This is a genomic window from Marivita sp. S0852 (genome assembly GCF_046591575.1).
Classification (GTDB): domain Bacteria; phylum Pseudomonadota; class Alphaproteobacteria; order Rhodobacterales; family Rhodobacteraceae; genus Marivita.
Genome location: NZ_JBIQWA010000012.1, coordinates 38,192 through 59,693, shown reverse-complemented (window position 1 = coordinate 59,693; position 21,502 = coordinate 38,192). Strand labels below are relative to the sequence as shown.

The window sequence follows — 21,502 nt, the reverse complement described above, 5'->3', positions numbered from 1 at the left end:
CCGGTGGTCAGGTTGTTTTGGGATCAAAAGCATTCTGGAGACAGGTGTCGAACAATATCGGATCGCCCCGAAAGTCGCCATTGCGGGACACATCCATGCTGATGACATCCGGATGATCAAGTAAAGGCCCTTCCACATCCTTGCATGTCGTCAGGAACGAAAAGGTCGTAGAGCCCCCGAATATCTGGCGACCAAGGGCTTTGACCGCCTCATAGCGCGGCGTGGTTAATCTGAAATCCGCCCAGTCAATGACGTTGGCAACGGTTGTCGGCAGGTTGGGTTGCACATTCGACCAAAGTAGATGCGTTTTCAGGGCAGGATCGCGCGAAAGAAATGGTTGTGCCAGATGAGAGACCTTTGCCAGAAAAGCCGAAGTTTTTTCCCGATCGCGCAAGAGGTTACGTGGCTCGGTCTCATGAAAAAACGAAAATCCGGGCAGCGCCGTGTTGAAAATCAACGTATCAAAAGCTGAATGGAAACGGCGGCTGTCGGTGAGGATTGCGGTTAATGTGTCGTCTTTCACGGCTGCCAGAATCCGCAGCGTGGCTTCAAGAGAGGCAATATTCCAATCAAATAAGCCGCGTGGAAAAGCGCCAGCCCGTTCGGGATGGCGCTGAAGAAAAAAATCAAACTGAAACCGGTTTATGCAGCTGCATCCGATGGACAAAACGCGCGTGTCGGGCGTTTGCATAACCGGGGCCGTTCAGGGCGAGTAGGTCGGATGAAAGCGATCTGCAGGTGACAGGGTAAAAATATCGCACCCGTCTGCCGTGATCCCGATGGAATGTTCAAACTGGGCCGACAGGGATTTGTCGCGCGTGACCGCGGTCCAATCATCTGCCAGAACCTTGGTCTCTGGGCGACCAAGATTGACCATCGGTTCAATTGTAAAGAACATGCCTTCCTCCAGTCGGGGGCCTGTTCCCGCCCGGCCATAATGCAGGACGTTGGGCGGCGCATGAAACACCCGACCAAGCCCATGGCCGCAGAAATCGCGGACAACCGACATGCGGTTGGCTTCGACATAGTTTTGGATCGCATGGCCAATATCGCCAAACGTGTTTCCGGGTTTGGCCGCTTCGATGCCTTTGAATAGCGCATCATGGGTGACCTGGATCAGACGCTCTGCCTTGCGGCTTAGTTTGCCAGCGACATACATACGGCTTGTATCGCCAAACCAACCATCGACGATAACCGTTACGTCTATATTAAGAATATCACCGTCTTTCAGCTTTTTATCGCCGGGGATGCCGTGACACACAACGTGGTTTACGCTGATACAGCTGGCGTGCTGATACCCTTTGTACCCAATGGTCGCGGACGTTGCCTGCGCCTCCTCAACACGGGTGCGAATGAAATCATCAATGGCTCCCGTTGTCTGGCCAACAAAAACCAGCTCTGCCACATCGTCCAAAATGCGGGCTGCCAATTCGCCAGCCTTGTGCATTCCGGCGAAATCAGAAGGGTCGTAGATGCGGATACCCTCACGGGTCAGGCGGCCGCCAGCGTCTTTATTCACGAGAGCAACTCCCATTTTCATTTCGGCACATTTAGCCCTGAAAGGATCAATGTGCCAGTGGTCCGACGTCACTCCGTGTCTGGCGCGATCATTTGTATCGGTTTTCCAAGGCTCACACTTTCCGGAGTGATTTGGCAATCCAGTGCCAGTGTTTCAACACCGGCCAATGTTGCTGCATGCCAGGCTTGCGCGTAGCGCGCATCAATATCCGAGGCGAGCGTCATATGGGCGCAATCCGTGCGTTGAACGAGATACAGCATAACGGCCCGGTGGCCCTGGTTGACCATTGCGGCCAGTTCATTCAGGTGTTTGGTGCCGCGCGCGGTCACGCTGTCGGGGAATTCGGCAAGCCCGGGGCGGCGCGATAAGGTGACGGATTTCACCTCGACATAGATGTCGGGCTGGCCATCCGTTGACAATAAAAAGTCGATGCGGCTTTTTTCGCCATAGGGGACTTCTGCCCGCAATGAACCAAACGTGTTCAGGCCGGGCACCTGTTTTTGCTCCAAAGCGACGCGCAGCATTCGGTTGGGCAGGCTGGTATCAACGCCGGTGAAATGGCCATTTTCATGGTCAACCAGACGCCATCCGAATTTCAATTTTCTTTTCGGATCGTCATTCGGCTCCAACCAGACGCGTGTGCCCTCTGCGGCAAGGCCCATCATTGACCCGGGATTTGCGCAATGCGCGGTCACCTCGCGGCCGTCGTCCAATATCACATCGGCAAGAAAGCGTTTGTATCGCCGGATCAAAATGCCCGGAACAAGAGGGGTTTGAAAGCGCATAGACCCCGCCTATACCTGTAAAAACGACGGATCAAGGAGGCAGCGCATGCCAAACCCATCGGCGGCCATGCTGGTAATTGGTGATGAGATTTTATCTGGTCGCACCCGGGATGCGAATATGCATTTTCTGGCACAAGAGCTGACGAAAGTCGGCATTGACCTTAAAGAGGTGCGCGTCGTCAGTGATGATCACGACGCCATTGTGTTGGCCTTGAACGCATTGCGCAAAACCTTTCACACGGTCATCACATCCGGTGGGATCGGACCAACGCATGACGATATCACCGCAGATTGTGTTGCCGCAGCTTTTGGTGTGGGTATTGATGTGCGCGACGATGCGCGCGCGTTGCTGCAGGCCTATTATGACAGTCGCGGAACAGAATTTAATGAGGCCCGCAAACGTATGGCACGGATACCTGACGGAGCGGCATTGATTGAAAATCCGGTGTCGATCGCGCCGGGTTTCTCGATCGAAAATGTGCATGTCATGGCAGGTGTGCCGTCTGTATTTCAGGCGATGGTGGCCAGTGTTCTGCCAACTCTGACCGGTGGTGCGCCGATACTGTCACAGACCTTTCGGGTCGAACGCGGAGAGGGCGACGTTGCCGGACCATTGGCGGAAATCGCCAAAGCCTTTCCGGATCTGTCCTTTGGGTCTTATCCTTACCAATTGAACGGTGCGTATGGATCGAATGTTGTCGTTCGCGGCAGTGATGGCGCACGGGTTGATGCGGCAATGACCCGACTGTCCGAGGTGTTTGCCGTATGATGCCAAGCATCCAAACGCTTTATGCGGTAACAGAATCCACTTGGCCCCCGGCAGACAAAACTCCAGCTGGCCCCTGGATGCTTCGCAATGGCGCAGGTGGCGGAAAACGCGTAAGCGCGGCAACCGCAGAAGGTGAGTGGAGCACCGATGATCTGGCGGCGGCGGAATCCGCGATGCGTATGCTGGGGCAGGACGCCTTGTTCATGATCCGCGACGGCGAAGACGCGCTGGATGCGGCCTTGGATGCGCGAGGGTATACACATATTGATCCGGTGACCTTGTGGGCATGTCCGGTCACTGACCTGACAATACTGCCTGTCCCTCGGGTGACGGCGTTTACCATATGGGAGCCCCTGGCCATCATGCGCGATATCTGGGCCGCAAACGGCATTGGCCCCGAGCGCGTTGCGGTCATGGAAAGGGTGACAGGCCCAAAGACCGGGTTGCTGGGCCGGACAGATGACCAACCCGCCGGAGCCGCATTCTGCGCAATCCACGAGCGGGTTGCCATGGTGCATGCGCTTGAAATTATGGACATACATCGGCGCAAGGGGCTTGGCGTCTGGATGATGCGGCAAGCTGCACATTGGGCTGCCGCCAACGGCGCTGACTGGATGAGCGTTTTGTGTACCCAGGCAAATGCCGGTGCAACGGGCCTCTATACTTCCCTCGGGATGAAGGTTGTGGGACACTACCATTATCGCATCTTGCCCCAACCTGGCGAACCTGAATGACCAAAGACACCCTTCCCACCGCCCTGAACCTACCAATGGCAGACCCTCTGCCGCCTGAAACACAGACCTATTTTGATCTGTGCCAAGACAAGCTGGGTATGATCCCAAATGTGCTGAAGGCCTATGCGTTCGACGTCGACAAACTCAATGCGTTCACCGCCATGTATAATGACCTGATGCTGGCGGACAGTGGGCTAAGCAAACTAGAGCGCGAGATGATTGCCGTTGTCGTCAGCGCGATCAACAAATGTTTTTACTGCCTCACGGCACATGGTGCCGCTGTGCGTGCGCTGTCCGGCGATCCAAAACTGGGCGAAATGCTTGTCATGAACTGGCGCGTTGCCGATCTTGACCACCGTCACCGCGCGATGCTGGGCTTTGTCGAGAAAGTCACCAAAACCAGTGCAGAGATTGCGGAGTTTGATCGCGAAGCCTTGCGCGATGCGGGATTTTCGGATCGGGATATCTGGGACATTGTGAATGTTACCGGCTTTTTCAACATGACCAACAGAGTGGCCAGCGCCACCGATATGCGACCGAATGATGGCTATCACGCGCAATCGCGCTGATTGGGGCACAGGGCTGCTGAGTGCTGTATGCCTGCTGATTGGCTCTGCGGTTTCTGCACTCGACCTGTCGCTTCCAATCGGCGCGCGCGAAACGGTGGCCGAAACATCGCCTCATGCCACCTATGCCCTGCCGCTTGGGCCTTGGAACGAAGCCACCGGCGTGCCAACCGCGCTGCTTGAGGGCGAAGTGATGCGTAAGGCGTGGCGCATATCGGGGGCCGGCATGACAACCGGACAGGTCATTGGCCCGCTGCGCACCCAATTGGCATCCGGGCAATATGACGTCATCTTTGACTGCACCGCACAAAGCTGTGGCGGTTTCGATTTCCGTTTCGGGATCGAGGTGCTGCCAGCGCCAGACATGTATGTGGACCTGACTGAATTTCATTTCCTGTCTGCCAAAACCTCTGATGCCACCCAGGCGTTAAGCCTCTTGGTCAGTCGCGATGGAGACAGCGTCTTTGTCCAGCTGATCGAAATCGGGCCGCCCGGTCGGTCAGGCCTGTCAGTGTCTGCAACGGCTGTTCCACCCGTCGCGGCAAACACCGGCAACATCGTGTCCCAATTGGAAACCGCCGGTCATGCGGTTCTGTCAGATCTCGACTTTGCCAGCGGGTCTGCATCTTTGGGCACTGGCCCGCTTGCGTCTCTTGATGCGATTGTGGCTTATCTAACGGCAAACCCGACGCGCGAAATTACCTTTGTAGGACATACAGATGCCACCGGGTCTTTGGCGGCAAATGTTGCACTGTCGCGGCGCCGCGCCCAGGCCGTTCAATCCTATATCGTCCAACGCGGCGTTCCGGCAGCACAGGTCGCCGCCGACGGGGTCGGGTATCTGTCGCCACGCGCCAGCAACCTGACGCCCGAAGGCCGAGAGGCAAACCGGCGCGTCGAAGCGGTGTTGATTTCTGTAGAATAACGAATTCGGCAAGGCCCGGTTGCGGCCTTGCCCGTTTTTGCGTGTCGTGGCTTACGACGGCAGCTTTGCTTTGCGCAGATAAGGCAAAACAGTTTCAATCGATCCGTATTTCGCAATTGCGTCACTATCGCTGACGGCGACCGGCACGATGACATCTTCCCCAACCGTCCAGTTGGCCGGTGTGGCCACGTTTTCCTTGGCGGCCGTCTGCAACGCATCCAAAGCGCGCAGAACCTCGGCAAAGTTGCGGCCCACATTCATCGGATAGGTCATCGACAGTTTCAACTGTTTGTCTGGCCCGATGATGAACACCACGCGCACAGTTGCGCTATCCGCCGGGGTCCGCCCATCCGGCAAACTGTATTCGGCCGGCAGCATGTCAAAAGCCTTGGCCACGGTCAGATCTTCGTCCGCGATGATCGGAAACCCGGCCTTGGACCCGGAGGTCGATTCAATATCGCCCTTCCACTTTTTGTGATCCTCCACACCATCGACAGAGATCCCCATCACCTTTGTGCCGCGCTTTTCCCATTCATCGGCAAGCTGGGCCACAGCGCCAAATTCGGTGGTGCAGACCGGTGTGAAATCTTTGGGGTGAGAGAACAGAATTGCCCAGCTGTCACCAATCCAGTCATGCAAGCTTAGTGTGCCCTGATCTGTTTCGACCGTCAGATTCGGAATTTCGTCGTTGATGCGCAGACCCATGATGTGCCGCTCCTTCTTTTGGTATTCACAGGTTTTACTTAGGTAAAGCCGACGGCACTTACACCCCCTTGCCGCTGCAATGCCGGGATGTCACACTTGCAGTGCAAACGCGACCTCGGGGGGCACAGAGATATGTTGGCAAAGCGTCAGTTTTACATCAACGGTGCCTGGGTTGACCCGGTGGATGGCCGGGATCACCACGTCATTGATCCCTCTACAGAAGACCCCTGTGCCGTTATTTCCTTGGGTGGACAGGCCGACACCGACGCGGCCGTCGATGCCGCCAAAGCCGCCTTTCCATCCTGGATGGCGACAAATCCGGCCGAACGGATTGCCGTGCTTGAAAGGCTGCTCAAAATCTACACGCAGCGGCGCGAAGACATGGCGCAGGCGATGAGCCTTGAAATGGGGGCCCCCATCGACCTGTCCCGGTCTGAACAGGTCGGTGCAGGCATATGGCATATTCAGAACTTCATCGACGAAGCGCGCAAATTCAAATTTGAACGCCCGCTTGGAGATCACGCTCCGAATGACCGTATCATTTACGAAGCTGTGGGCGTGTGCGCGCTGATCACGCCCTGGAACTGGCCGATGAACCAGATCACGCTCAAGGTCGGCGCCGCCGCGATTGCCGGATGTACGATGGTTCTCAAGCCGTCAGAAGAAAGCCCGCTGGATGCGCTCTTGTTTGCCGAAATGATGGACGAGGCAGGCTGTCCGCCGGGTGTATTCAACCTGGTGAATGGCGACGGCACCGGTGTCGGCAGCCAGCTTTCCGCACATCCGGACATCGACATGGTCAGCTTCACCGGATCGACCCGTGCCGGAAAACTGATCTCCAAAGCGGCAGCGGACACGCTCAAACGCGTGCATCTGGAACTTGGCGGCAAAGGCGCAAATCTGATCTTTGCCGATGCAGATGACGCCGCTGTGGCGCGCGGGGTGATGCACATGATGGAAAACACGGGCCAGTCCTGCAATGCCCCGTCACGCATGATTGTCGACGCGTCAATCTACGACGCCGTGGTCGATCAGGCCGCAACCATAGCGTCACAGATTGCGGTGGGGCCGGCTTCTGTCGAAGGCGACCATATCGGTCCGGTCGTCAACGCGGCGCAATGGCAAAAGATACAGGACCTGATCCAGAAAGGCATCGAGGAGGGCGCGCGGCTTGTCGTCGGCGGCCCGGGGCGGCCAGAAGGGTTGAACAAAGGCTTTTATATTCGTCCAACCGTTTTTGCCGATGTCACCAATGACATGACAATCGCCCGCGAAGAGATATTTGGACCTGTTCTGTCAATCATGCGTTTTGAGACCGAAGATGAGGCAGTCAAGATTGCCAACGACACGCCATACGGTCTGACCAATTATGTCCAAAGCGCAGATGGCGCGCGGCGGAACCGATTGGCGCGGAAATTGCGCTCTGGAATGGTGGAAATGAATGGTCAAAGCCGGTCCGCAGGCGCGCCGTTTGGGGGTATGAAACAATCGGGAAACGGGCGCGAAGGTGGCGTTTGGGGGATCGAGGATTTCCTGGAGGTCAAATCCATTTCCGGCTGGGCACCCGAATAAGCGCTCTATAAGCACGGCCTGAAAACCCCGGCTTTCCCTCTTCTTTTCAAAAATATGCACATCGGCGCGTAGGGTTGGTCAGACCGTCAAAATGGCGCTTTGACGCGGAATTTCATGCCCTTGCCCCCATCCGGATGCCGCAGTCGCAGTTCTTCTGCATGGAGCATCATGCGCGGGTATGCGTCCGCAGTGTCAGGTGCGTATAACGGATCTCCAAGGATGGGATGACCCAGTGCGCGCATGTGGACCCGCAGCTGATGACTGCGTCCGGTCTGAGGAAAAAGCTGGACCTTGCTCTCCTCATCTGTCGCCTTGAGCACACGCCAATCGGTCACCGCGGGTTTGCCTGCATCGGGATCGACCTTCTGCAAGGGCCGATTTGGCCAATCGACGATTAACGGCAGGTCGACCGTCCCGGTTTTTGGCGTCAGATGCCCGGCCACGCGCGCGACGTAGGTTTTCTTGGTCTGCCGCTTTTCGAATTGCAGCCCAAGATGGCGCTGGGCATGCGGTGTCAGCGCAAAGATCATGACGCCAGAGGTGTCGCGATCCAGCCGATGCACAAGCAGGACTTGCGGATAGGCAACAGCCAGGCGCGCAATGAGGCAATCCGCCAGATCCGGCCCTTTGCCGGGAACGGACAGCAATCCTGCTGGCTTGTTGACGGCGAGGATCTCGTGATCTTCGTGCAGGATATCCAGTGGCACATCCGGGGGAGCATAGTCGGTCATGTGCTCCGTCTACGCAGCTTGTCCGATCGAAACAAGCATCACCCCGTGCAACTATTTATTAGAGAAGGTCTGAAATCTTCTCCGAAGATTTCACGCCTTCGCCCGTTCGGCTGTCGGATCGTAGAATGGCCTGAGCGAAACCTCCGCCGTCACGCGTGTTCCGGCAATGTCGATCTCATAAGACGATGCCAAAATATCCTCTGCGGTTTCTCCGGCGCAAGGCACGTATCCCAAGCCCATCGCCGCGCCCAGATGATGCCCATAGGCCCCTGACGACAGATACCCGACAATCTCTCCATCCCGAAGGACCGGCTCATTGTGGTAAAGCAAAGGCTCCGGGTCGGTCAGCTTGAATTGCACGAGCCGGGTTAAAAGCCCGTCGTCGCGCTTGCGCAGCACCGCATCGCGCCCGATGAAACGAGGCTTGTCGCGTTTCACTGCAAAGCCCAGCCCGGCCTCCAGAACGTGGTCCTGACAGGTGATGTCATGACCAAAATGGCGGAACCCCTTTTCGATGCGGCAGGTGTCCATCATATGCATCCCGCACAGCACGAGCCCAAGATCCTGACCCGCCTCAAACAATGATTCAAACACATGCCCGGCCTGATCGGCGCTGACATAGACCTCCCAGCCAAGCTCTCCGACATAGGTCACGCGATGCACACGGGCGGTGCCCATGCCAATCTCGATCTCCCGCGCCGTGCCAAACGGATTGACCGCGTTCGAGAAGTCGTTGGGCGACACCATTTGCATCAGCTTGCGCGCATTTGGGCCCATGACGGCCAATACGCCTTCGCCAGCGGTTACATCTGTCAGCACGACGCGGAAGTCACCGACATGGCGCTGCATCCATGTCTGATCCGCCGCGCGCGTCGCCGCCGGGGTGACCACCAGATAAGCGGTGTCTGACAGGCGCGTGACAGTCACATCCGCCTCGATCCCACCGCGCGTGTTCAGAAGTTGCGTGTAGACAATCTTGCCCACAGGGACCGAGAAATCACCGCCTCCGACATAGTTCAGGAACGCCTCGGCATCCGGCCCTTCGACGCGGATTTTGCCGAAGGAGGACATATCGTACATGCCGACATTGCTGCGAATGGCGTGGTGCTCTTCGGCGACGTTGCCAAAGAAATTCTGCCGCTTCCATGAGTATTCGTATTCCGGCGTCTGCCCATTGCGTGCAAACCAGTTGGCACGTTCCCAGCCGGCGGTTTCACCCATGACAGCGCCGTGCTGCAGCAGGTGCTGGTGAAACGGCGTCCGCCGCACACCGCGCGCGGTGGTTTTCTGGCGGTAGGGGAAGTGATCCGCATAGAGCAACCCCAGCGTTTCGGTCACGCGTTCTTTCAGGAACCGTTTGTTGCCCTGAAACGGTTGCGCGCGGGCGATGTCGACGTCGCCCAAATCGAATGGCTTTTCGCCGTCTTCCATCCACTGCGCCAGCGCCATGCCCGCGCCACCTGCGGATTGGATGCCAATCGAATTGAACCCGGCAGCGACCCAGACATTGTCCATCTCGCGCGCCTGACCCAAATGATAGGCGTTGTCGGGGGTAAAGCTCTCGGGGCCGTTGAAGAACGTGTGAATACCCGCTTCGGCCAGCATCGGCATGCGGTTCACGGCCGCCTCCAGGATCGGCTCGAAATGGTCGAAATCCTCGGGCAGTTGGTCGAATTCAAAATCCTTGGGGATGCCATCAAGCGCCCAGGGTTTTGACACTGGCTCAAACGCGCCCAGCATCATTTTTCCTGCGTCTTCCTTGTAGTACGCGCATTCATCCGGCACGCGCAGCACCGGCAGGCTTTGAAGGCCCGCAATAGGTTCGGACACGATGTAGAAATGCTCGCAGGCCTGAAGGGGCACGTTCACACCCAACATCTGCCCCACCTCGCGGCCCCACATGCCCGCGCAGTTGACGACATGATCGCAGGTGATCGTGCCGGACGATCCGTCCTCGGCTTCCCAATCGACGCGGGTGATCCGCCGCCGATCGCGCGCCACGCCCGTGGCCTTGGTACGTTCCGCGATGGTCACGCCCTTTTGCCGCGCACCCTTGGCCATGGCCAGCGCGATATTGGCCGGATCGCCCTGACCGTCACTGGGTAGGAACACACCGCCGACAACATCATCTGTGTTGAGGTGCGGATACTTGGCCTTGATCTCGGCGGTGTCGATTTCCTCGACCGGAACGCCAAACGCGCGCGCCATCGAAGCGCTGCGGCGCAGTTCCTCGTGGCGTTCTGTTGTCAGCGCGACAGAAATTGACCCGGTCTTGCGAAATCCAGTGGCGACGCCGGTTTCCCCTTCGATGGTGTCGTACAGGTCAGCGGTGTATTTTGCCAGTTTCGTCATGTTCGACGACGCCCGCAATTGCCCGATCAGGCCAGCCGCGTGCCAGGTTGTGCCGGATGTCAGTTGTTTACGCTCCAGCAGAACCACATCGGTCCAGCCCAGTTTGGCAAGATGGTAGGCGACGGAACAACCGATAACACCACCGCCGATGATGACGGCGCGGGCGTGGGTGGGCAGGGTCATGAGCACTCTCCGGTTTTCGATCGCGTGGCACAGCACGGCGTTTGCATATTTGGGAAAAGAAGAAGCATGGGGTGGGGCGTTAATCTTGCATAAAGCGGCGCGCGATTTCGGCGATGTGCTCTGGCCCGGTTTCGCAACAGCCGCCGATGATCGTTGCACCTTTGTCGCGCCATTTTTCAGCATGGTCGGCATAGGCGACAGGACCAAGGTCGCGGCGCGCGGTCAGAACGTCGACCACGGGTTTGCGCTTCAGGAAATCCTTGGTGATCTGCGTGAACGCGTTGGCATAGGCCCCTGTTGGCTTGCCTGCCGTGCCAAGAATGTCGAGCGCATCCGGCATCGCCTCCGGGGCCGAGCAGTTGGCAAGCATGGCGTCGGCCGATCCGCTGACGGCAACCGCCTCCGCCAACGGTTCGCCTGATCGCAGTTTCGTGCCGTCTTCGTCATCGACGGTGAAGGCGATCCAAACCGGCTTTCCATTGCCAGATGCCCCCTCCAACGCGGCGCGCGCTTGGGCGACAGAGGCGACCGTTTCCAACAACAACAGGTCGCAGTCCGGCACCAGCAATCGCGCGACCTCGGCAAAAAGCGCAACTGCCTTGTCATGGTCCGGCTGCACATCCGCGCGGTAGGATTGCCCCAAGGGGCCAATGCTGCCAGCGATCTGCCCGCCACCATGGGCGTCGCGTGCTTCCAAGGCCATGTCGAGCGCGGTGCGGTACAGTTTTTCGAAATCCGCTTCGAACCCTGTGCCCTCCAGCCGGTCGCGGTGCAGGGCGTAGGTGTTGGTCGTGGCGATCTGCGCGCCGGCGGTAAAGTAATCCGCGTGGATGTCGCGCACCAGATTGGGGGCTGCGATCATCACCTGCGTCGCCCAAAGCGGCGTCGGGTCTGCGCCCGAGCGGCGCAGCAATTCCTGGCCCATGCCGCCATCAAGAAGCGTTATATCTGTCATGCGCGCAGCCTTTCGTTTTTGGAGTCCCAAAGAGGTTCGTCTTTCTGAACAACGGCTTTGCGCATCTCGCCGTAAATCTCGACATCCACTTCGGTGCCGGGGACGACCAGATCGCTGCGCAGCATCCCCAAAGCTATGGATGTGTTCACGCGGTAGCCCCAGCCGCCCGAGGTGGTTTCGCCCACGACCTGCCCATCGTGCCAAAGCGACGACATATAGGGCGCGTCACACTCCCCGGCATCGACCGTCAGCGTCACAAAGCGCTTTTTCACGCCCTGTTGCTTTTCACTCAGCAGCGCGGCTTTGCCGGGGAAGTCTTGCGGTTTGTCCAATTTGACAAAGCGGTCCAGCCCCCCTTCGAGCAGCGAATAATCGGTCGACAGATCGCCCTTCCACGCGCGGTAGCCTTTTTCAAGCCGCAGCGAGTTGAGCGCATACATCCCGATGGGTGTTGCCCCAGCGCCAAGCACAAAGTCATACAGCACCGGAATATCCGCGACCTTGGCATGGATTTCCCAGCCAAGCTCTCCGGCGAAGGATACGCGTGCAAGTGTGCAGGGGATGCCTGCCACCTGACCGGCATGGAAGGTCAGCCATGGCGCGTTCAGGTTGATATCGGTGCCCAACCTGTTGAAAAGCTCCCGCGATTTGGGGCCAGTGACGATGAGCGCGGAATACTCAGTCGTGTGATCGGTCAGGGTGAGACTGCCGTCGGCTGGCAGGGCATCGCGCAGGATCTCGAAATCATGCCATTGCGCAGAGGCGGCGGTGATCAGGGACAGTTCGTCGTCTGAATAGGTGAAGACCGACATTTCGGTCAGGATGCGTCCGCGGCTGTCGGCGAAATAGACCAGCCCAACCCGCCCCGGCGAGGGCAGGCGCGAGGTGGTCAGCCCGTCAAGCCACGCCTTCGCGCCCGGACCTTTGACCGAGTAGCGCGAAAACCCGGGCAGATCGAGGACACCGACGCTGTCGCGCACCGCTTCGGCCTCTTCCTTCACGCGCTGTTCCCACGGGCCTTTGCGCGCCCATGTGTGGGTGCTTTCTTCGGACGTGTCATCGCCCGGCTTGGCAAACCAGTTGGCGCGTTCCCAGCCGTTATAGACCCCCATGACTGCTCCCAGATCGCGCACTTTCCCATCGGCGGGGGACAGCTTCTTGTTTCGCCCGGCGGGCCATTCGTGGAACGGGAAGTGCATGGCATATTCGTGCCCGTAGACCTCCATCGCTTTCTGGTTGCAGTAGTCCTGATCGGTGTAATCGGTGAACCGGCGCGGATCGGTGGCCCACATGTCCCATTCGGTCTGGCCTTCGGTGACCCATTCGGCCAGCACCTTGCCTGCGCCGCCGCCTTGGGTGATGCCAAAGGTGAAGACACAGGCTTCATACGCATTGGGCACGCCGGGCATCGGGCCAATCAGCGGCAGGCCATCGGGTGCGTATGGGATGGGCCCGTTGATGACCCGGCCCACGCCAGACTGGCCAAGGATCGGTACGCGCGCCATCGCGTCTTCGATGTACCATTCGAGCCGTTCAAGATCGTCCGGGTAAAGCTGAAAGCTGAAATCCTCGGGCATCGGATCGTCTGGCATAATCCAGTGCGCCTTGCCGTTCCGTTCGTACGGTCCAAGGTTCAAACCGTACTTTTCCTGCCGCAGGTAGTAGCTGCTGTCCACATCGCGCAGAAGGGGCAGCTTACCATTTTCCTTTGACCATGCCTCCAGTTCAGCCACAGGTTCGGTCAGGAAATACTGATGGCTCATCACGGTCATCGGCACCGTGCGCCCGCCGAAGGGTTTGAACCACTCACCAACGCGCTGGGCGTAATAGCCTGCGGCGTTCACCACCTTTTCGCAGCGGATGTCGCCCTTGTCGGTGTGCACGATCCATTCATCGCCATCACGGCTGACCCCGGTTGCGGGGCAGAACCGTTCGATCCGCGCGCCCATCTGCCGCGCGCCTTTCGCCAACGCCTGTGTCAGCTGCGCCGGGTCAATGTCGCCATCGTCGGGGTCGTACAGACCGCCTGCGAGGTCGTGCGTTTCCATGAAGGGGTAACGGTCTTTCATGTCCGAAAGCGACATCATCTCAAGATCCAGCCCCTGATACCGCCCCATGGCGCGGGCGCGTTCAAACTCCATCATGCGTTCTTTGGAATGGCCCAGACGGATCGACCCGGTGACGTGGTAGTTCATCGGGTAGTCAACCTCATCGGCCAGCGTGCGATACAGTTCCAGCGAATAGCGCTGCATGTTCATCACTGCCCAGGACGTGCTGAAGGACGGACAGTTGCCTGCCGCGTGCCATGTGGACCCGGCGGTCAGTTCGTTCTTTTCCAGTAGCACGCAATCGGTCCATCCCGCCTTGGCCAGATGATACAAGGCAGAGGTGCCGACAACGCCGCCGCCAATGATGACGACGCGGGCTGTGGTGGGAAAATCAGACATGGGGGTCTCCTTCAGTTCCAGGCAAGACGGATCGCAAGCCCGCCAAAGACAATCGCAGAGAGTTTGCCCATCCAGCGAGAGGCACGCTTGATGCGGGTTGCGGCAAACCCGGCGAACGCGCCAAGCACGCAGTAGGTGGCCAGTTCACCAATGGCGAGCAGCGTGCCCAGCAGCAGGATTTGCTGCCAGACCGGCCCGATGGTGGGATCGGCAAACTGCGGCAGGAAGGCGAGCACAAACAGCCCGACCTTTGGATTCAGGATGTTGGTGACAAAACCGCGCCGGAAGGCACGCCATGTGTCGCTCCGGCCTTCGCGACGCTCTGGATCCCTGGTGTCGGTCCAGCTGTGATAGGCCAGCCACAGCAGATAGGCGGCCCCCGCATATCGCAGCGCGTCATAGGCAATCGGATAGGTGAGCAACAAAACCGCAAGACCGCCAGCGGCAAGGATAACATGGCCCATGACGCCAAGCCCGATGCCACCTGCGGCCGCCATGCCCGCACGCGCGCCGCCGCGCATCCCGCTGGCCAGCGTGAACATCATGTCCGCACCGGGGGTCAGATACAGCAGAACAGCCGCCCCCAGAAAGGTCATGTAGGTCAAAAATGGAATTGACAGGGCCAGCTCAAGCATACGCAGCCCCAGACCATACTGTGCTGTTGCCAATCCGCGTGATGTGATTGGATCTGGCACAGGATATCGGCAAAACCGACATACATCCCGTCCCGCCCGCCACGGGCATCAATACACCGGTGGCGCGATCACCCAAATCGCAACGGCTGGTGTGTCATAGGGATTGATCCATTCGTGCGGTTCTTCCTTGATGCGAAAGCTGTCCCCGGTTTCAATCGTAAAGCGTGTGCCGCTGATGATCAGGTCAAGCTTTCCTGACACCAGATACCCGACCTCTTGTGTTGGCCGGGTGATAACCTCGCCTGCGCGGCTGTGTGGCTGGAAGGTGGAATGCACCACTTCAAAATCGTCTGACAGGTCCGGCGACAAAAGCTCTTCGACAAGACCGCTTGAGCCATTGCCAATCGGGCGCCGTGCGCCCGCGCGAACGACAACACCTGCCTCGTCGGCTTTGGCCTCGACCTGACCGAACAGCAAAGACAGCGGAACATCGAGCAGTTTGGCAATACGGCGCAGATCGCTGATCGAAGGTTCTGACAGATCGCGCTCGACTTGACTGACCCATCCCACAGAGCGGTGCAACCGGTCCGCAATATCCTGCAATGTCAGCCCGCGTGCCTTGCGAAGCGCGCGAAGATCCGCACCCAGCGTCTTGTTGTGCAGGATTGTATCGTGCTGCATAGATCGACCGTGAAAAAATTCGATGATTTTTCATGGCATGAGTCGGTGAAAAATCCAAAGACTTTTTCACGCAGCGCCGGATTTTCCTGTTTGGCAAAGCTGCGTTTCAGGGCACTGCGTGGAATGTCCTGGCCAGGATGGACGCCAAACCATCCGCATCTGCTTGTGAAAACGCGGCAGGTTGATTGCTGTCGATATCGAACACCCCCAAAAGACGCCCTGACCCGTTCCAAATCGGCAACACCAGTTCCGACCGGGTCGAGGAGGCGCAGGCGATATGGCCGGGAAAGGCGTCTACATCCGGGACCAGCTGAACCTCTCCGGTCCGGGCCGCGGCTCCGCAGACACCACGCGAAAACGGGATGTGCAGGTACCCGTGCCCGCCTTGATACGGCCCGATCTTGAGCATGTCCGGTCCCGTCACCCGGTAAAACCCGGTCCAGTCAAACCGGTCATCGGCATGATGCACCTCACAGGCGACCGTTGCCATGAGCGAAACGGTATCGGTTTCGCCATTGGTCAGCGATTGGATGGTTTGAGCCAGTGTTGCGTAGTCTGTCATGTCGATCTTTGCGGGGGCCAGCCCCCACACCCCCGGGATATTTTAGGCAAAAAGAAAGTCAGACGCGTTCGATGGCAATGGCCGTGCCCTCGCCACCGCCGATACAGATGGCGGCCACCCCGCGCTTGAGGTTGCGCTTTTCAAGAGCATTGAGCAAGGTCACGATGATCCGGGCGCCCGACGCTCCGATCGGATGACCCAACGCACAGGCCCCGCCATTCACATTCACGATGTCGCGGGACAGACCCATTTCATGCATGAACGCCATCGGGACAACCGCGAAAGCCTCGTTCACTTCCCACAAATCGACATCCGACGGCGACCAGCCTATCCGGGCAAGCAGCTTTTGCGCTGCGGGCACCGGGGCAGTGGTGAAAAGCCCGGGAGCCTGGGCATGGCTGGCATGACCAACGATGCGCGCCCGCGCCGTGTCACCGGCCATGTCAGCAGAGCTGAGCACCAGGGCCGCCGCACCGTCAGAGATCGAAGACGCATTCGCAGCCGTCACTGTGCCATCCTTGCGGAACGCGGGTTTGAGCTGTGGGATTTTTTCGGGGCGCGCATTTGCTGGCTGCTCATCTTCGGACAGGACAGTCTCCCCTTTGCGGCTGATCAGCGTCACAGGGGTTATTTCCCGGTCAAACGCACCCGATGTCTGTGCCTCGATCGCATTGGACAAGGACCGCAACGCATAGTCATCCTGCGCCGCGCGGGTGAATTGAAAGGTCTCGGCACAGTCTTCGGCAAAAGTGCCCATCAGGCGGCCTTTGTCATAGGCATCCTCCAGCCCGTCCAGAAACATATGGTCGATCACCTGCCCATGCCCGATCCGTGCGCCCGCGCGCATTTTCGGCAGCAGGTAGGGCGCGTTCGTCATGCTTTCCATACCACCGGCCACGATGGTCGAGGCCCGCCCAAGCGCGATGGCATCGAACCCCATCATGGCGGCTTTCATTCCGGAGCCGCACATTTTGTTCAGAGTTGTCGCCGGAACGTCATCGCCAAGTCCCGCCGCAAAACCCGCCTGACGGGCCGGTGCCTGCCCTTGGCCCGCAGGCAGGACACAGCCCATAAGCATTTCGTCAATCGCCATGGCACCCGATTGGTCAAGTGCCGCACGGATCGCGGCACCGCCCAGGTCGGGGGCCGTCATATCGGACAGGGCCCCCTGAAACCCACCCATGGGTGTGCGCGACGCCCCTGTGATCAAAACTTCGGCCATGGTTTCACCTCGTCTGTGGATTTCTTTGGTCCTGCATACCGGATGGTAACGAATGGCGTCTAGGGTGCGACAAGATCAAACCTCTGAGGACTTATGGAACTGATTGTCGACGCCACCCCAACTGCAACGGTGATCCGTGTCATGGCGACACGGATTGATGCTCCGACCGCGCTTCAGTTCAAAGAGGACATGCGCGCGATCACGGCTGGTTTTGACGGGCGGATCATTCTTGATCTGGCGAATGTGGAATTTATCGATTCAAGCGGGCTTGGTGCGGTCGTCGCGTCGATGAAGCAATTGCGTCCGGATCAATCCCTCGAACTGGCCGCCTTGCAGCCGATCGTTGAAAAAGTATTCCGGCTGACGCGAATGGACACGATATTCGCAATTCATGCCTCAGCGGATCACGCGTGTGCTGCGGGAAACACCTGACACGGCACAAGGCTGCATCTTTGCAACGTGCCTGCCCTCGGTTCCGGATGTCACGCGAAAGATATTGGCGGATGTCGATACGGCCCTGTCGCGCAACGGGTTAGACGCGCATCGCACCAATGTTCAAATCGCATTGGCAGAAGCGCTGAACAACATCGCCGAGCATGCCTATTGTGGTCTGAATTTTGGCATGGTCGCCCTTCGGATCGTCGATCTGAAAACGCAGCTGCAGATTCACCTGACGGACTGGGGCTCTGCGATGCCGAACGCCGAACCGCCCAAGACTACGGCACCGAACCCGGACCTTCTGGCCGAAGGTGGATATGGGTGGTTTTTGATCAGGACCATCATGTCAGATGTGCGGTATACGCGCCAGCGCCACAGCAATCACCTGACCCTCGTTTTGCAACTGTGAACCGGTCGATTCGACCGCCGGATCAAACCTAAATTAAATCGAATTATCCGATACTTGTGCGCAATAACCGGGTTTCAGGGGCGTCTGTTCCCGCAATTGCGCCTAATGTCCCAGAATGGCCGCAATCGTTCCGAATTTTGGGCGTGGTTGGGCGTCATACAGTAAGGGTAGCTGCTTATAGCTTCACCTCGACGCCGCGCCATTAATAGCCCCCACCCAGTGTGCGGCGTCGAGGATACCACTCTCCCGATTTCCCATAGATATCCGATTGACGTTGCCCTGACGGCTGTCCATCCTGTTGGCTGGTCACAAGGAATTACGACATGCGAGATTTTCAACAGCCGGGCCGCTCGGCCGTGATGGCTTCCAACGGGATATGCGCCACCTCTCATCCGCTTGCCGCGGAAGCCGCCATCGGCATCCTGAAGCGCGGTGGAAACGCGATGGATGCCGCGATTGCGGGCGCGGTCATTCTGGGTCAGGCGGAACCGGCCATGACCGGCATTGGGGGTGATTGTTTTGCCTTGGTTTCGCCAGCAGGCGGCGATGATGTTATCTCTGTCAACGGATCGGGGCGCGCCCCTGCCGCCGCCAATGCCGAGCAGTTGCGCGCGGCCGGTCATCCGGTTGTGCCGGAACACGGGCCAGAAGCGATAACCATCCCCGGCGCGGTAGACGCGTTTTGCACGATGTCCGACTCCTGGGGAAAGCTGGGCATCGCAGACAGCCTCGCACCGGCGATTGCCTATCTTGAAGAGGGTGTGCCGGTTGCCGATCGGGTCGCCTGGGACTGGCAGACAAACGAACATCTGTTGCAGGGTCACGCGCGCACGCATTTCCTGCCGAATGGCGCGGTTCCGAAACGCGGAGATCTGTTCCGGTTCGAGGCACAGGCCGACGCGTTGAAGCGCATTGCAAAAGAGGGGCGCGACGGTTTTTACAAAGGGCCGGTCGCAGAAGACATGCTGGCCACCTTGGGCGCATTGGGCGGCGTCCATACCGAGGCGGATTTTGCCAATGTCGCGACCACGGTCGGAGAGCCAATCAGCGGCACCTACGGGGGCCGGGAACTTCTGGAACATGCGCCGAACGGCCAGGGTGCGACAGCGATTCTCTTGCTCAATATCCTGTCCCAGTTTGATATGGCCGATCTTGACCCGTTCGGCGCGCAGCGCACGCATATCGAAGCGGAAGCCACCAAACTCGCCTATGATGCGCGCAACAGGTTTGTGGCCGACCCGGATCATATGACCAGGCTGGATCACATGCTGTCGATGGAGACGGCCCGGAACCTGGCCGCGTTGATTGACCCCAAAAAAGCCATGGCCGGTCCGGCCGCGCTGAGTGAGGCGGTTCACAAAGATACAATTTACATCACCGTTGTGGATCGGGATCGCATGGCCGTGTCGCTGATCTATTCGATCTTCCACAGTTTCGGCTCGGGCCATGCCTCTGAAAAATATGGAATTTTGTTCCAGAATCGCGGTGCCGGTTTTACGCTCGAACCGGGGCACGCCAATGAATATGGCGGCGGCAAGCGGCCCATGCACACCATCATTCCCGCCATGCTGCGCGATGCGGGCCGCGTGTCCATGCCCTTTGGTGTGATGGGCGGGCAGTATCAGTCCTGTGGTCACGCACGGGCGGTTTCGAACATGACCGACTTTGGCATGGAGCCGCAAGCGGCCCTGGATGCCCCGCGCAGTTTTGCAGAAAACGGCAAGCTGATGGTCGAACGTGGGTACTCTGATGCGGTGCGCCGCGAATTGATGGAGATGGGCCATGACGTTGAAACACCCGAAGTCGCCATCGGCGGCGCACAGGCGATTCTGATCCATGAAAATGGCGTGCTTGAAGGGGCCTCAGATCCCCGCAAAGACGGGTGCGCGATCGGGTATTAAGCAGGCAAAGGTCGGGCAGTGCTGTCCGACCTTCCGCTGATCAATAGCTGTATTCCGAATAGATGCGCGTGATGTCGCCATTCCAGTCGCCATTGTAATGATCAAGGAATTCATCCGCCAGCGTTTGCCCGCTTTCAACGCTTTCCTTCAACGCGTTGAGAAAGTGGGTCTCGTCTGGCACCAGCCCGCCGGCACCGGGGCGGGCGCGGGCCACAAGGCCGGCTTCGGCGATATCCAAAACCTCTTTGGCCAGATCAAGCATTCGGATGCCCCCGACACTGGCCTGCAGCCCATCAACCGATGCCGCAACGCGCAACGCCTCGCGGGTGTCGGCATCCCAGTTTTTGACAAGATCCCACGCCGCATCCAGCGCGGTTTGATCATAGGTCAGTCCCACCCAAAAGGCAGGCAGCGCACATAGCCGGCGCCAGGGACCACCATCCGCCCCGCGCATTTCTATGAACTTCTTGACGCGGGCTTCGGGGAAAATGGTTGTCAGATGATCGGCCCAATCGGACAGGGTTGGGGTCTCGCCCGGCAAAGCAGGCAATTCACCTTTGAGGAAGTCGCGGAACGACTGCCCCAGCGCGTTGTGATACACGCCGTCGCGGTAGACGAAATACATCGGCACATCGAGCGCATATCGCACCCAGGCCTCAAACCCGAATCCGTCCTCGAACACAAAGGGCAACATGCCGGTGCGATCTTCGTCCAAATGCCGCCACACGCGCGACCGCCAGCTTTTGTGGCCGTTGACCTTGCCTTCAAAGAACGGCGATGTGGCAAACAAAGCCGTGGCGACCGGTTGCAACGCCAGCGCAACGCGCATCTTCTGCACCATATCGGCCTCGGACGAGAAATCGAGATTGACCTGAACCGTACAGGTCCGGCGCATCATCGTGGTGCCCGCCGTCCCGACCTTTTGCATATACGTGTCCATCAGCGCGTAGCGCCCCTTCGGCATCAAAGGCATGTCGTCATGGGTCCAGATCGGAGCCGCCCCAAGCCCGATGAACCCCACGCCGATTTCATCAGAAATTGATTTCACATCAACCAGATGCTGGTTCACCTCGTCACAGGTCTGGTGAATCGTCTCAAGCGGCGCGCCAGACAGCTCAAGCTGGCCTCCGGGTTCAAGCGAGATATTCGCACCATCTTTTTCAAGGCCGATAAGGTTGCCCGCTTCAATGATCGGGGCCCAGCCGTGCCTGTCGCGCAATCCGCCCAGAACCGCCAGAATAGAGCGCTCTCCGTCATAGGGCAGGGGCTTGAGCGTATCTTTGCAGTAGCCGAATTTTTCGTGTTCGGTGCCAATGCGCCAGTCTTTTTTGGGCTTACAGCCATCCGCAAGATATGCGGCCAGCTGATCGTGGTGTTCGATGGGCCCGCCGCCCGATTGTGGAATGGACAT

At 58.7% G+C, this 21,502-nt stretch carries 21 protein-coding genes; 8 read left to right on the top strand and 13 right to left on the bottom strand.

Annotation, left to right across the window (positions count from 1 at the left end; all coding sequences use genetic code 11):
* Window positions 1–7: 7 nt before the first annotated feature.
* The 3 genes from ACG74X_RS18980 to sfsA form a co-directional block, all read right to left on the bottom strand.
* Complete coding sequence (locus ACG74X_RS18980; protein ID WP_411236861.1) at window positions 8–523, bottom strand: hypothetical protein; 516 nt, start codon at window positions 521–523, stop codon at window positions 8–10.
* Window positions 524–703: 180 nt separating this feature from the next.
* Entirely contained in the window at window positions 704–1,519 is an 816-nt protein-coding gene (map, locus tag ACG74X_RS18975; protein WP_411236859.1) for a type I methionyl aminopeptidase, read from the bottom strand.
* Window positions 1,520–1,587: 68 nt separating this feature from the next.
* Window positions 1,588–2,304, bottom strand: a complete 717-nt coding sequence (sfsA, locus tag ACG74X_RS18970; RefSeq protein WP_411236857.1) for a DNA/RNA nuclease SfsA — start codon at window positions 2,302–2,304, stop codon at window positions 1,588–1,590.
* A 46-nt stretch (window positions 2,305–2,350) separates the two neighbouring features.
* Between sfsA and ACG74X_RS18965 the strand changes: the two genes are divergently transcribed.
* Genes ACG74X_RS18965 through ACG74X_RS18950 form a run of 4 tightly spaced genes read left to right on the top strand, consistent with a single transcriptional unit; the run spans window position 2,351 to window position 5,298 of the window.
* Entirely contained in the window at window positions 2,351–3,073 is a 723-nt protein-coding gene (locus tag ACG74X_RS18965) for a competence/damage-inducible protein A (RefSeq protein WP_411236855.1), read from the top strand.
* Window positions 3,070–3,807 carry a GNAT family N-acetyltransferase gene (locus tag ACG74X_RS18960; protein WP_411236853.1) on the top strand — a complete coding sequence of 246 codons (738 nt, stop codon included), beginning with the start codon at window positions 3,070–3,072 and terminating at the stop codon, window positions 3,805–3,807. The genes ACG74X_RS18965 and ACG74X_RS18960 overlap by 4 nt, the downstream gene beginning before the upstream one ends.
* Window positions 3,804–4,376 (top strand): peroxidase-related enzyme, encoded by a 573-nt coding sequence (locus tag ACG74X_RS18955; RefSeq protein WP_411236851.1) that lies wholly within the window; start codon window positions 3,804–3,806, stop codon window positions 4,374–4,376. Before ACG74X_RS18960 ends, ACG74X_RS18955 begins: the two co-directional genes overlap by 4 nt.
* On the top strand, window positions 4,351–5,298 hold the full coding sequence (locus ACG74X_RS18950) for an OmpA family protein (RefSeq protein WP_411236849.1): 948 nt from the start codon (window positions 4,351–4,353) through the stop codon (window positions 5,296–5,298). Before ACG74X_RS18955 ends, ACG74X_RS18950 begins: the two co-directional genes overlap by 26 nt.
* 51 nt (window positions 5,299–5,349) lie before the next feature.
* On the opposite strand, the gene ACG74X_RS18945 is transcribed toward ACG74X_RS18950, so the two are convergent.
* A complete protein-coding gene (locus tag ACG74X_RS18945; protein ID WP_411236847.1) occupies window positions 5,350–6,003 on the bottom strand; it encodes a peroxiredoxin in 654 nt (217 codons plus the stop codon).
* Between the two features lie 132 nt (window positions 6,004–6,135).
* Here ACG74X_RS18945 and ACG74X_RS18940 point away from each other — a divergent pair, with 132 nt between their 5' ends.
* On the top strand, window positions 6,136–7,575 hold the full coding sequence (locus ACG74X_RS18940) for an aldehyde dehydrogenase family protein (RefSeq protein ID WP_411236845.1): 1,440 nt from the start codon (window positions 6,136–6,138) through the stop codon (window positions 7,573–7,575).
* A gap of 86 nt (window positions 7,576–7,661) precedes the next feature.
* On the opposite strand, the gene ACG74X_RS18935 is transcribed toward ACG74X_RS18940, so the two are convergent.
* The 8 genes from ACG74X_RS18935 to ACG74X_RS18900 form a co-directional block, all read right to left on the bottom strand.
* The gene (locus ACG74X_RS18935; RefSeq protein ID WP_411236843.1) at window positions 7,662–8,306 is read right to left on the bottom strand and encodes an RluA family pseudouridine synthase; all 645 of its coding nucleotides are present in this window, start codon (window positions 8,304–8,306) and stop codon (window positions 7,662–7,664) included.
* 90 nt (window positions 8,307–8,396) lie between these two features.
* Window positions 8,397–10,841 (bottom strand): GcvT family protein, encoded by a 2,445-nt coding sequence (locus tag ACG74X_RS18930; protein ID WP_411236841.1) that lies wholly within the window; start codon window positions 10,839–10,841, stop codon window positions 8,397–8,399.
* Window positions 10,842–10,920: 79 nt separating this feature from the next.
* Window positions 10,921–11,796 carry a homocysteine S-methyltransferase family protein gene (locus ACG74X_RS18925; RefSeq protein WP_411236839.1) on the bottom strand — a complete coding sequence of 292 codons (876 nt, stop codon included), beginning with the start codon at window positions 11,794–11,796 and terminating at the stop codon, window positions 10,921–10,923.
* Entirely contained in the window at window positions 11,793–14,243 is a 2,451-nt protein-coding gene (locus ACG74X_RS18920) for a GcvT family protein (protein WP_411236837.1), read from the bottom strand. Before ACG74X_RS18920 ends, ACG74X_RS18925 begins: the two co-directional genes overlap by 4 nt.
* Before the next feature lie 11 nt (window positions 14,244–14,254).
* Window positions 14,255–14,938, bottom strand: a complete 684-nt coding sequence (locus tag ACG74X_RS18915) for a LysE family translocator (RefSeq protein ID WP_411236835.1) — start codon at window positions 14,936–14,938, stop codon at window positions 14,255–14,257.
* A gap of 48 nt (window positions 14,939–14,986) precedes the next feature.
* Window positions 14,987–15,559 carry a helix-turn-helix domain-containing protein gene (locus ACG74X_RS18910; protein ID WP_411236833.1) on the bottom strand — a complete coding sequence of 191 codons (573 nt, stop codon included), beginning with the start codon at window positions 15,557–15,559 and terminating at the stop codon, window positions 14,987–14,989.
* Between the two features lie 106 nt (window positions 15,560–15,665).
* Complete coding sequence (locus ACG74X_RS18905; protein ID WP_411236831.1) at window positions 15,666–16,121, bottom strand: GAF domain-containing protein; 456 nt, start codon at window positions 16,119–16,121, stop codon at window positions 15,666–15,668.
* A gap of 58 nt (window positions 16,122–16,179) precedes the next feature.
* Entirely contained in the window at window positions 16,180–17,343 is a 1,164-nt protein-coding gene (locus tag ACG74X_RS18900) for a thiolase family protein (RefSeq protein ID WP_411236829.1), read from the bottom strand.
* A 93-nt stretch (window positions 17,344–17,436) separates the two neighbouring features.
* On the opposite strand from ACG74X_RS18900, the gene ACG74X_RS18895 reads away from it, so the two are divergent.
* The 3 genes from ACG74X_RS18895 to ACG74X_RS18885 all read left to right on the top strand — a co-directional run bounded on the left by ACG74X_RS18895 (window position 17,437) and on the right by ACG74X_RS18885 (window position 20,091).
* The gene (locus ACG74X_RS18895; protein ID WP_411236827.1) at window positions 17,437–17,775 is read left to right on the top strand and encodes an STAS domain-containing protein; all 339 of its coding nucleotides are present in this window, start codon (window positions 17,437–17,439) and stop codon (window positions 17,773–17,775) included.
* The gene (locus tag ACG74X_RS18890) at window positions 17,735–18,190 is read left to right on the top strand and encodes an ATP-binding protein (protein WP_411236825.1); all 456 of its coding nucleotides are present in this window, start codon (window positions 17,735–17,737) and stop codon (window positions 18,188–18,190) included. The genes ACG74X_RS18895 and ACG74X_RS18890 overlap by 41 nt, the downstream gene beginning before the upstream one ends.
* Before the next feature lie 323 nt (window positions 18,191–18,513).
* Entirely contained in the window at window positions 18,514–20,091 is a 1,578-nt protein-coding gene (locus tag ACG74X_RS18885; RefSeq protein ID WP_411236823.1) for a gamma-glutamyltransferase family protein, read from the top strand.
* A 40-nt stretch (window positions 20,092–20,131) separates the two neighbouring features.
* Here the strand turns inward: ACG74X_RS18885 and ACG74X_RS18880 are convergent, their stop codons facing one another.
* Entirely contained in the window at window positions 20,132–21,502 is a 1,371-nt protein-coding gene (locus ACG74X_RS18880) for a glutamate--cysteine ligase (protein WP_411236821.1), read from the bottom strand.

What these genes read in the sequence shown, in the direction of transcription:
- ACG74X_RS18920 (WP_411236837.1), bottom strand. Translation starts at nt 14,243, where the DNA reads ATGTCTGATTTTCCCACCACAGCCCGCGTCGTCATCATTGGCGGCGGC.
- ACG74X_RS18925 (WP_411236839.1), bottom strand. Translation starts at nt 11,796, where the DNA reads ATGACAGATATAACGCTTCTTGATGGCGGCATGGGCCAGGAATTGCTG.
- ACG74X_RS18905 (WP_411236831.1), bottom strand. Translation starts at nt 16,121, where the DNA reads ATGACAGACTACGCAACACTGGCTCAAACCATCCAATCGCTGACCAAT.
- ACG74X_RS18885 (WP_411236823.1), top strand. Translation starts at nt 18,514, where the DNA reads ATGCGAGATTTTCAACAGCCGGGCCGCTCGGCCGTGATGGCTTCCAAC.
- sfsA (WP_411236857.1), bottom strand. Translation starts at nt 2,304, where the DNA reads ATGCGCTTTCAAACCCCTCTTGTTCCGGGCATTTTGATCCGGCGATAC.
- ACG74X_RS18940 (WP_411236845.1), top strand. Translation starts at nt 6,136, where the DNA reads ATGTTGGCAAAGCGTCAGTTTTACATCAACGGTGCCTGGGTTGACCCG.
- ACG74X_RS18930 (WP_411236841.1), bottom strand. Translation starts at nt 10,841, where the DNA reads ATGACCCTGCCCACCCACGCCCGCGCCGTCATCATCGGCGGTGGTGTT.
- ACG74X_RS18895 (WP_411236827.1), top strand. Translation starts at nt 17,437, where the DNA reads ATGGAACTGATTGTCGACGCCACCCCAACTGCAACGGTGATCCGTGTC.
- ACG74X_RS18960 (WP_411236853.1), top strand. Translation starts at nt 3,070, where the DNA reads ATGATGCCAAGCATCCAAACGCTTTATGCGGTAACAGAATCCACTTGG.
- ACG74X_RS18880 (WP_411236821.1), bottom strand. Translation starts at nt 21,502, where the DNA reads ATGTCCATTCCACAATCGGGCGGCGGGCCCATCGAACACCACGATCAG.
- ACG74X_RS18935 (WP_411236843.1), bottom strand. Translation starts at nt 8,306, where the DNA reads ATGACCGACTATGCTCCCCCGGATGTGCCACTGGATATCCTGCACGAA.
- ACG74X_RS18945 (WP_411236847.1), bottom strand. Translation starts at nt 6,003, where the DNA reads ATGGGTCTGCGCATCAACGACGAAATTCCGAATCTGACGGTCGAAACA.
- ACG74X_RS18950 (WP_411236849.1), top strand. Translation starts at nt 4,351, where the DNA reads ATGGCTATCACGCGCAATCGCGCTGATTGGGGCACAGGGCTGCTGAGT.
- ACG74X_RS18910 (WP_411236833.1), bottom strand. Translation starts at nt 15,559, where the DNA reads ATGCAGCACGATACAATCCTGCACAACAAGACGCTGGGTGCGGATCTT.
- ACG74X_RS18900 (WP_411236829.1), bottom strand. Translation starts at nt 17,343, where the DNA reads ATGGCCGAAGTTTTGATCACAGGGGCGTCGCGCACACCCATGGGTGGG.
- ACG74X_RS18890 (WP_411236825.1), top strand. Translation starts at nt 17,735, where the DNA reads ATGCCTCAGCGGATCACGCGTGTGCTGCGGGAAACACCTGACACGGCA.
- ACG74X_RS18955 (WP_411236851.1), top strand. Translation starts at nt 3,804, where the DNA reads ATGACCAAAGACACCCTTCCCACCGCCCTGAACCTACCAATGGCAGAC.
- ACG74X_RS18965 (WP_411236855.1), top strand. Translation starts at nt 2,351, where the DNA reads ATGCCAAACCCATCGGCGGCCATGCTGGTAATTGGTGATGAGATTTTA.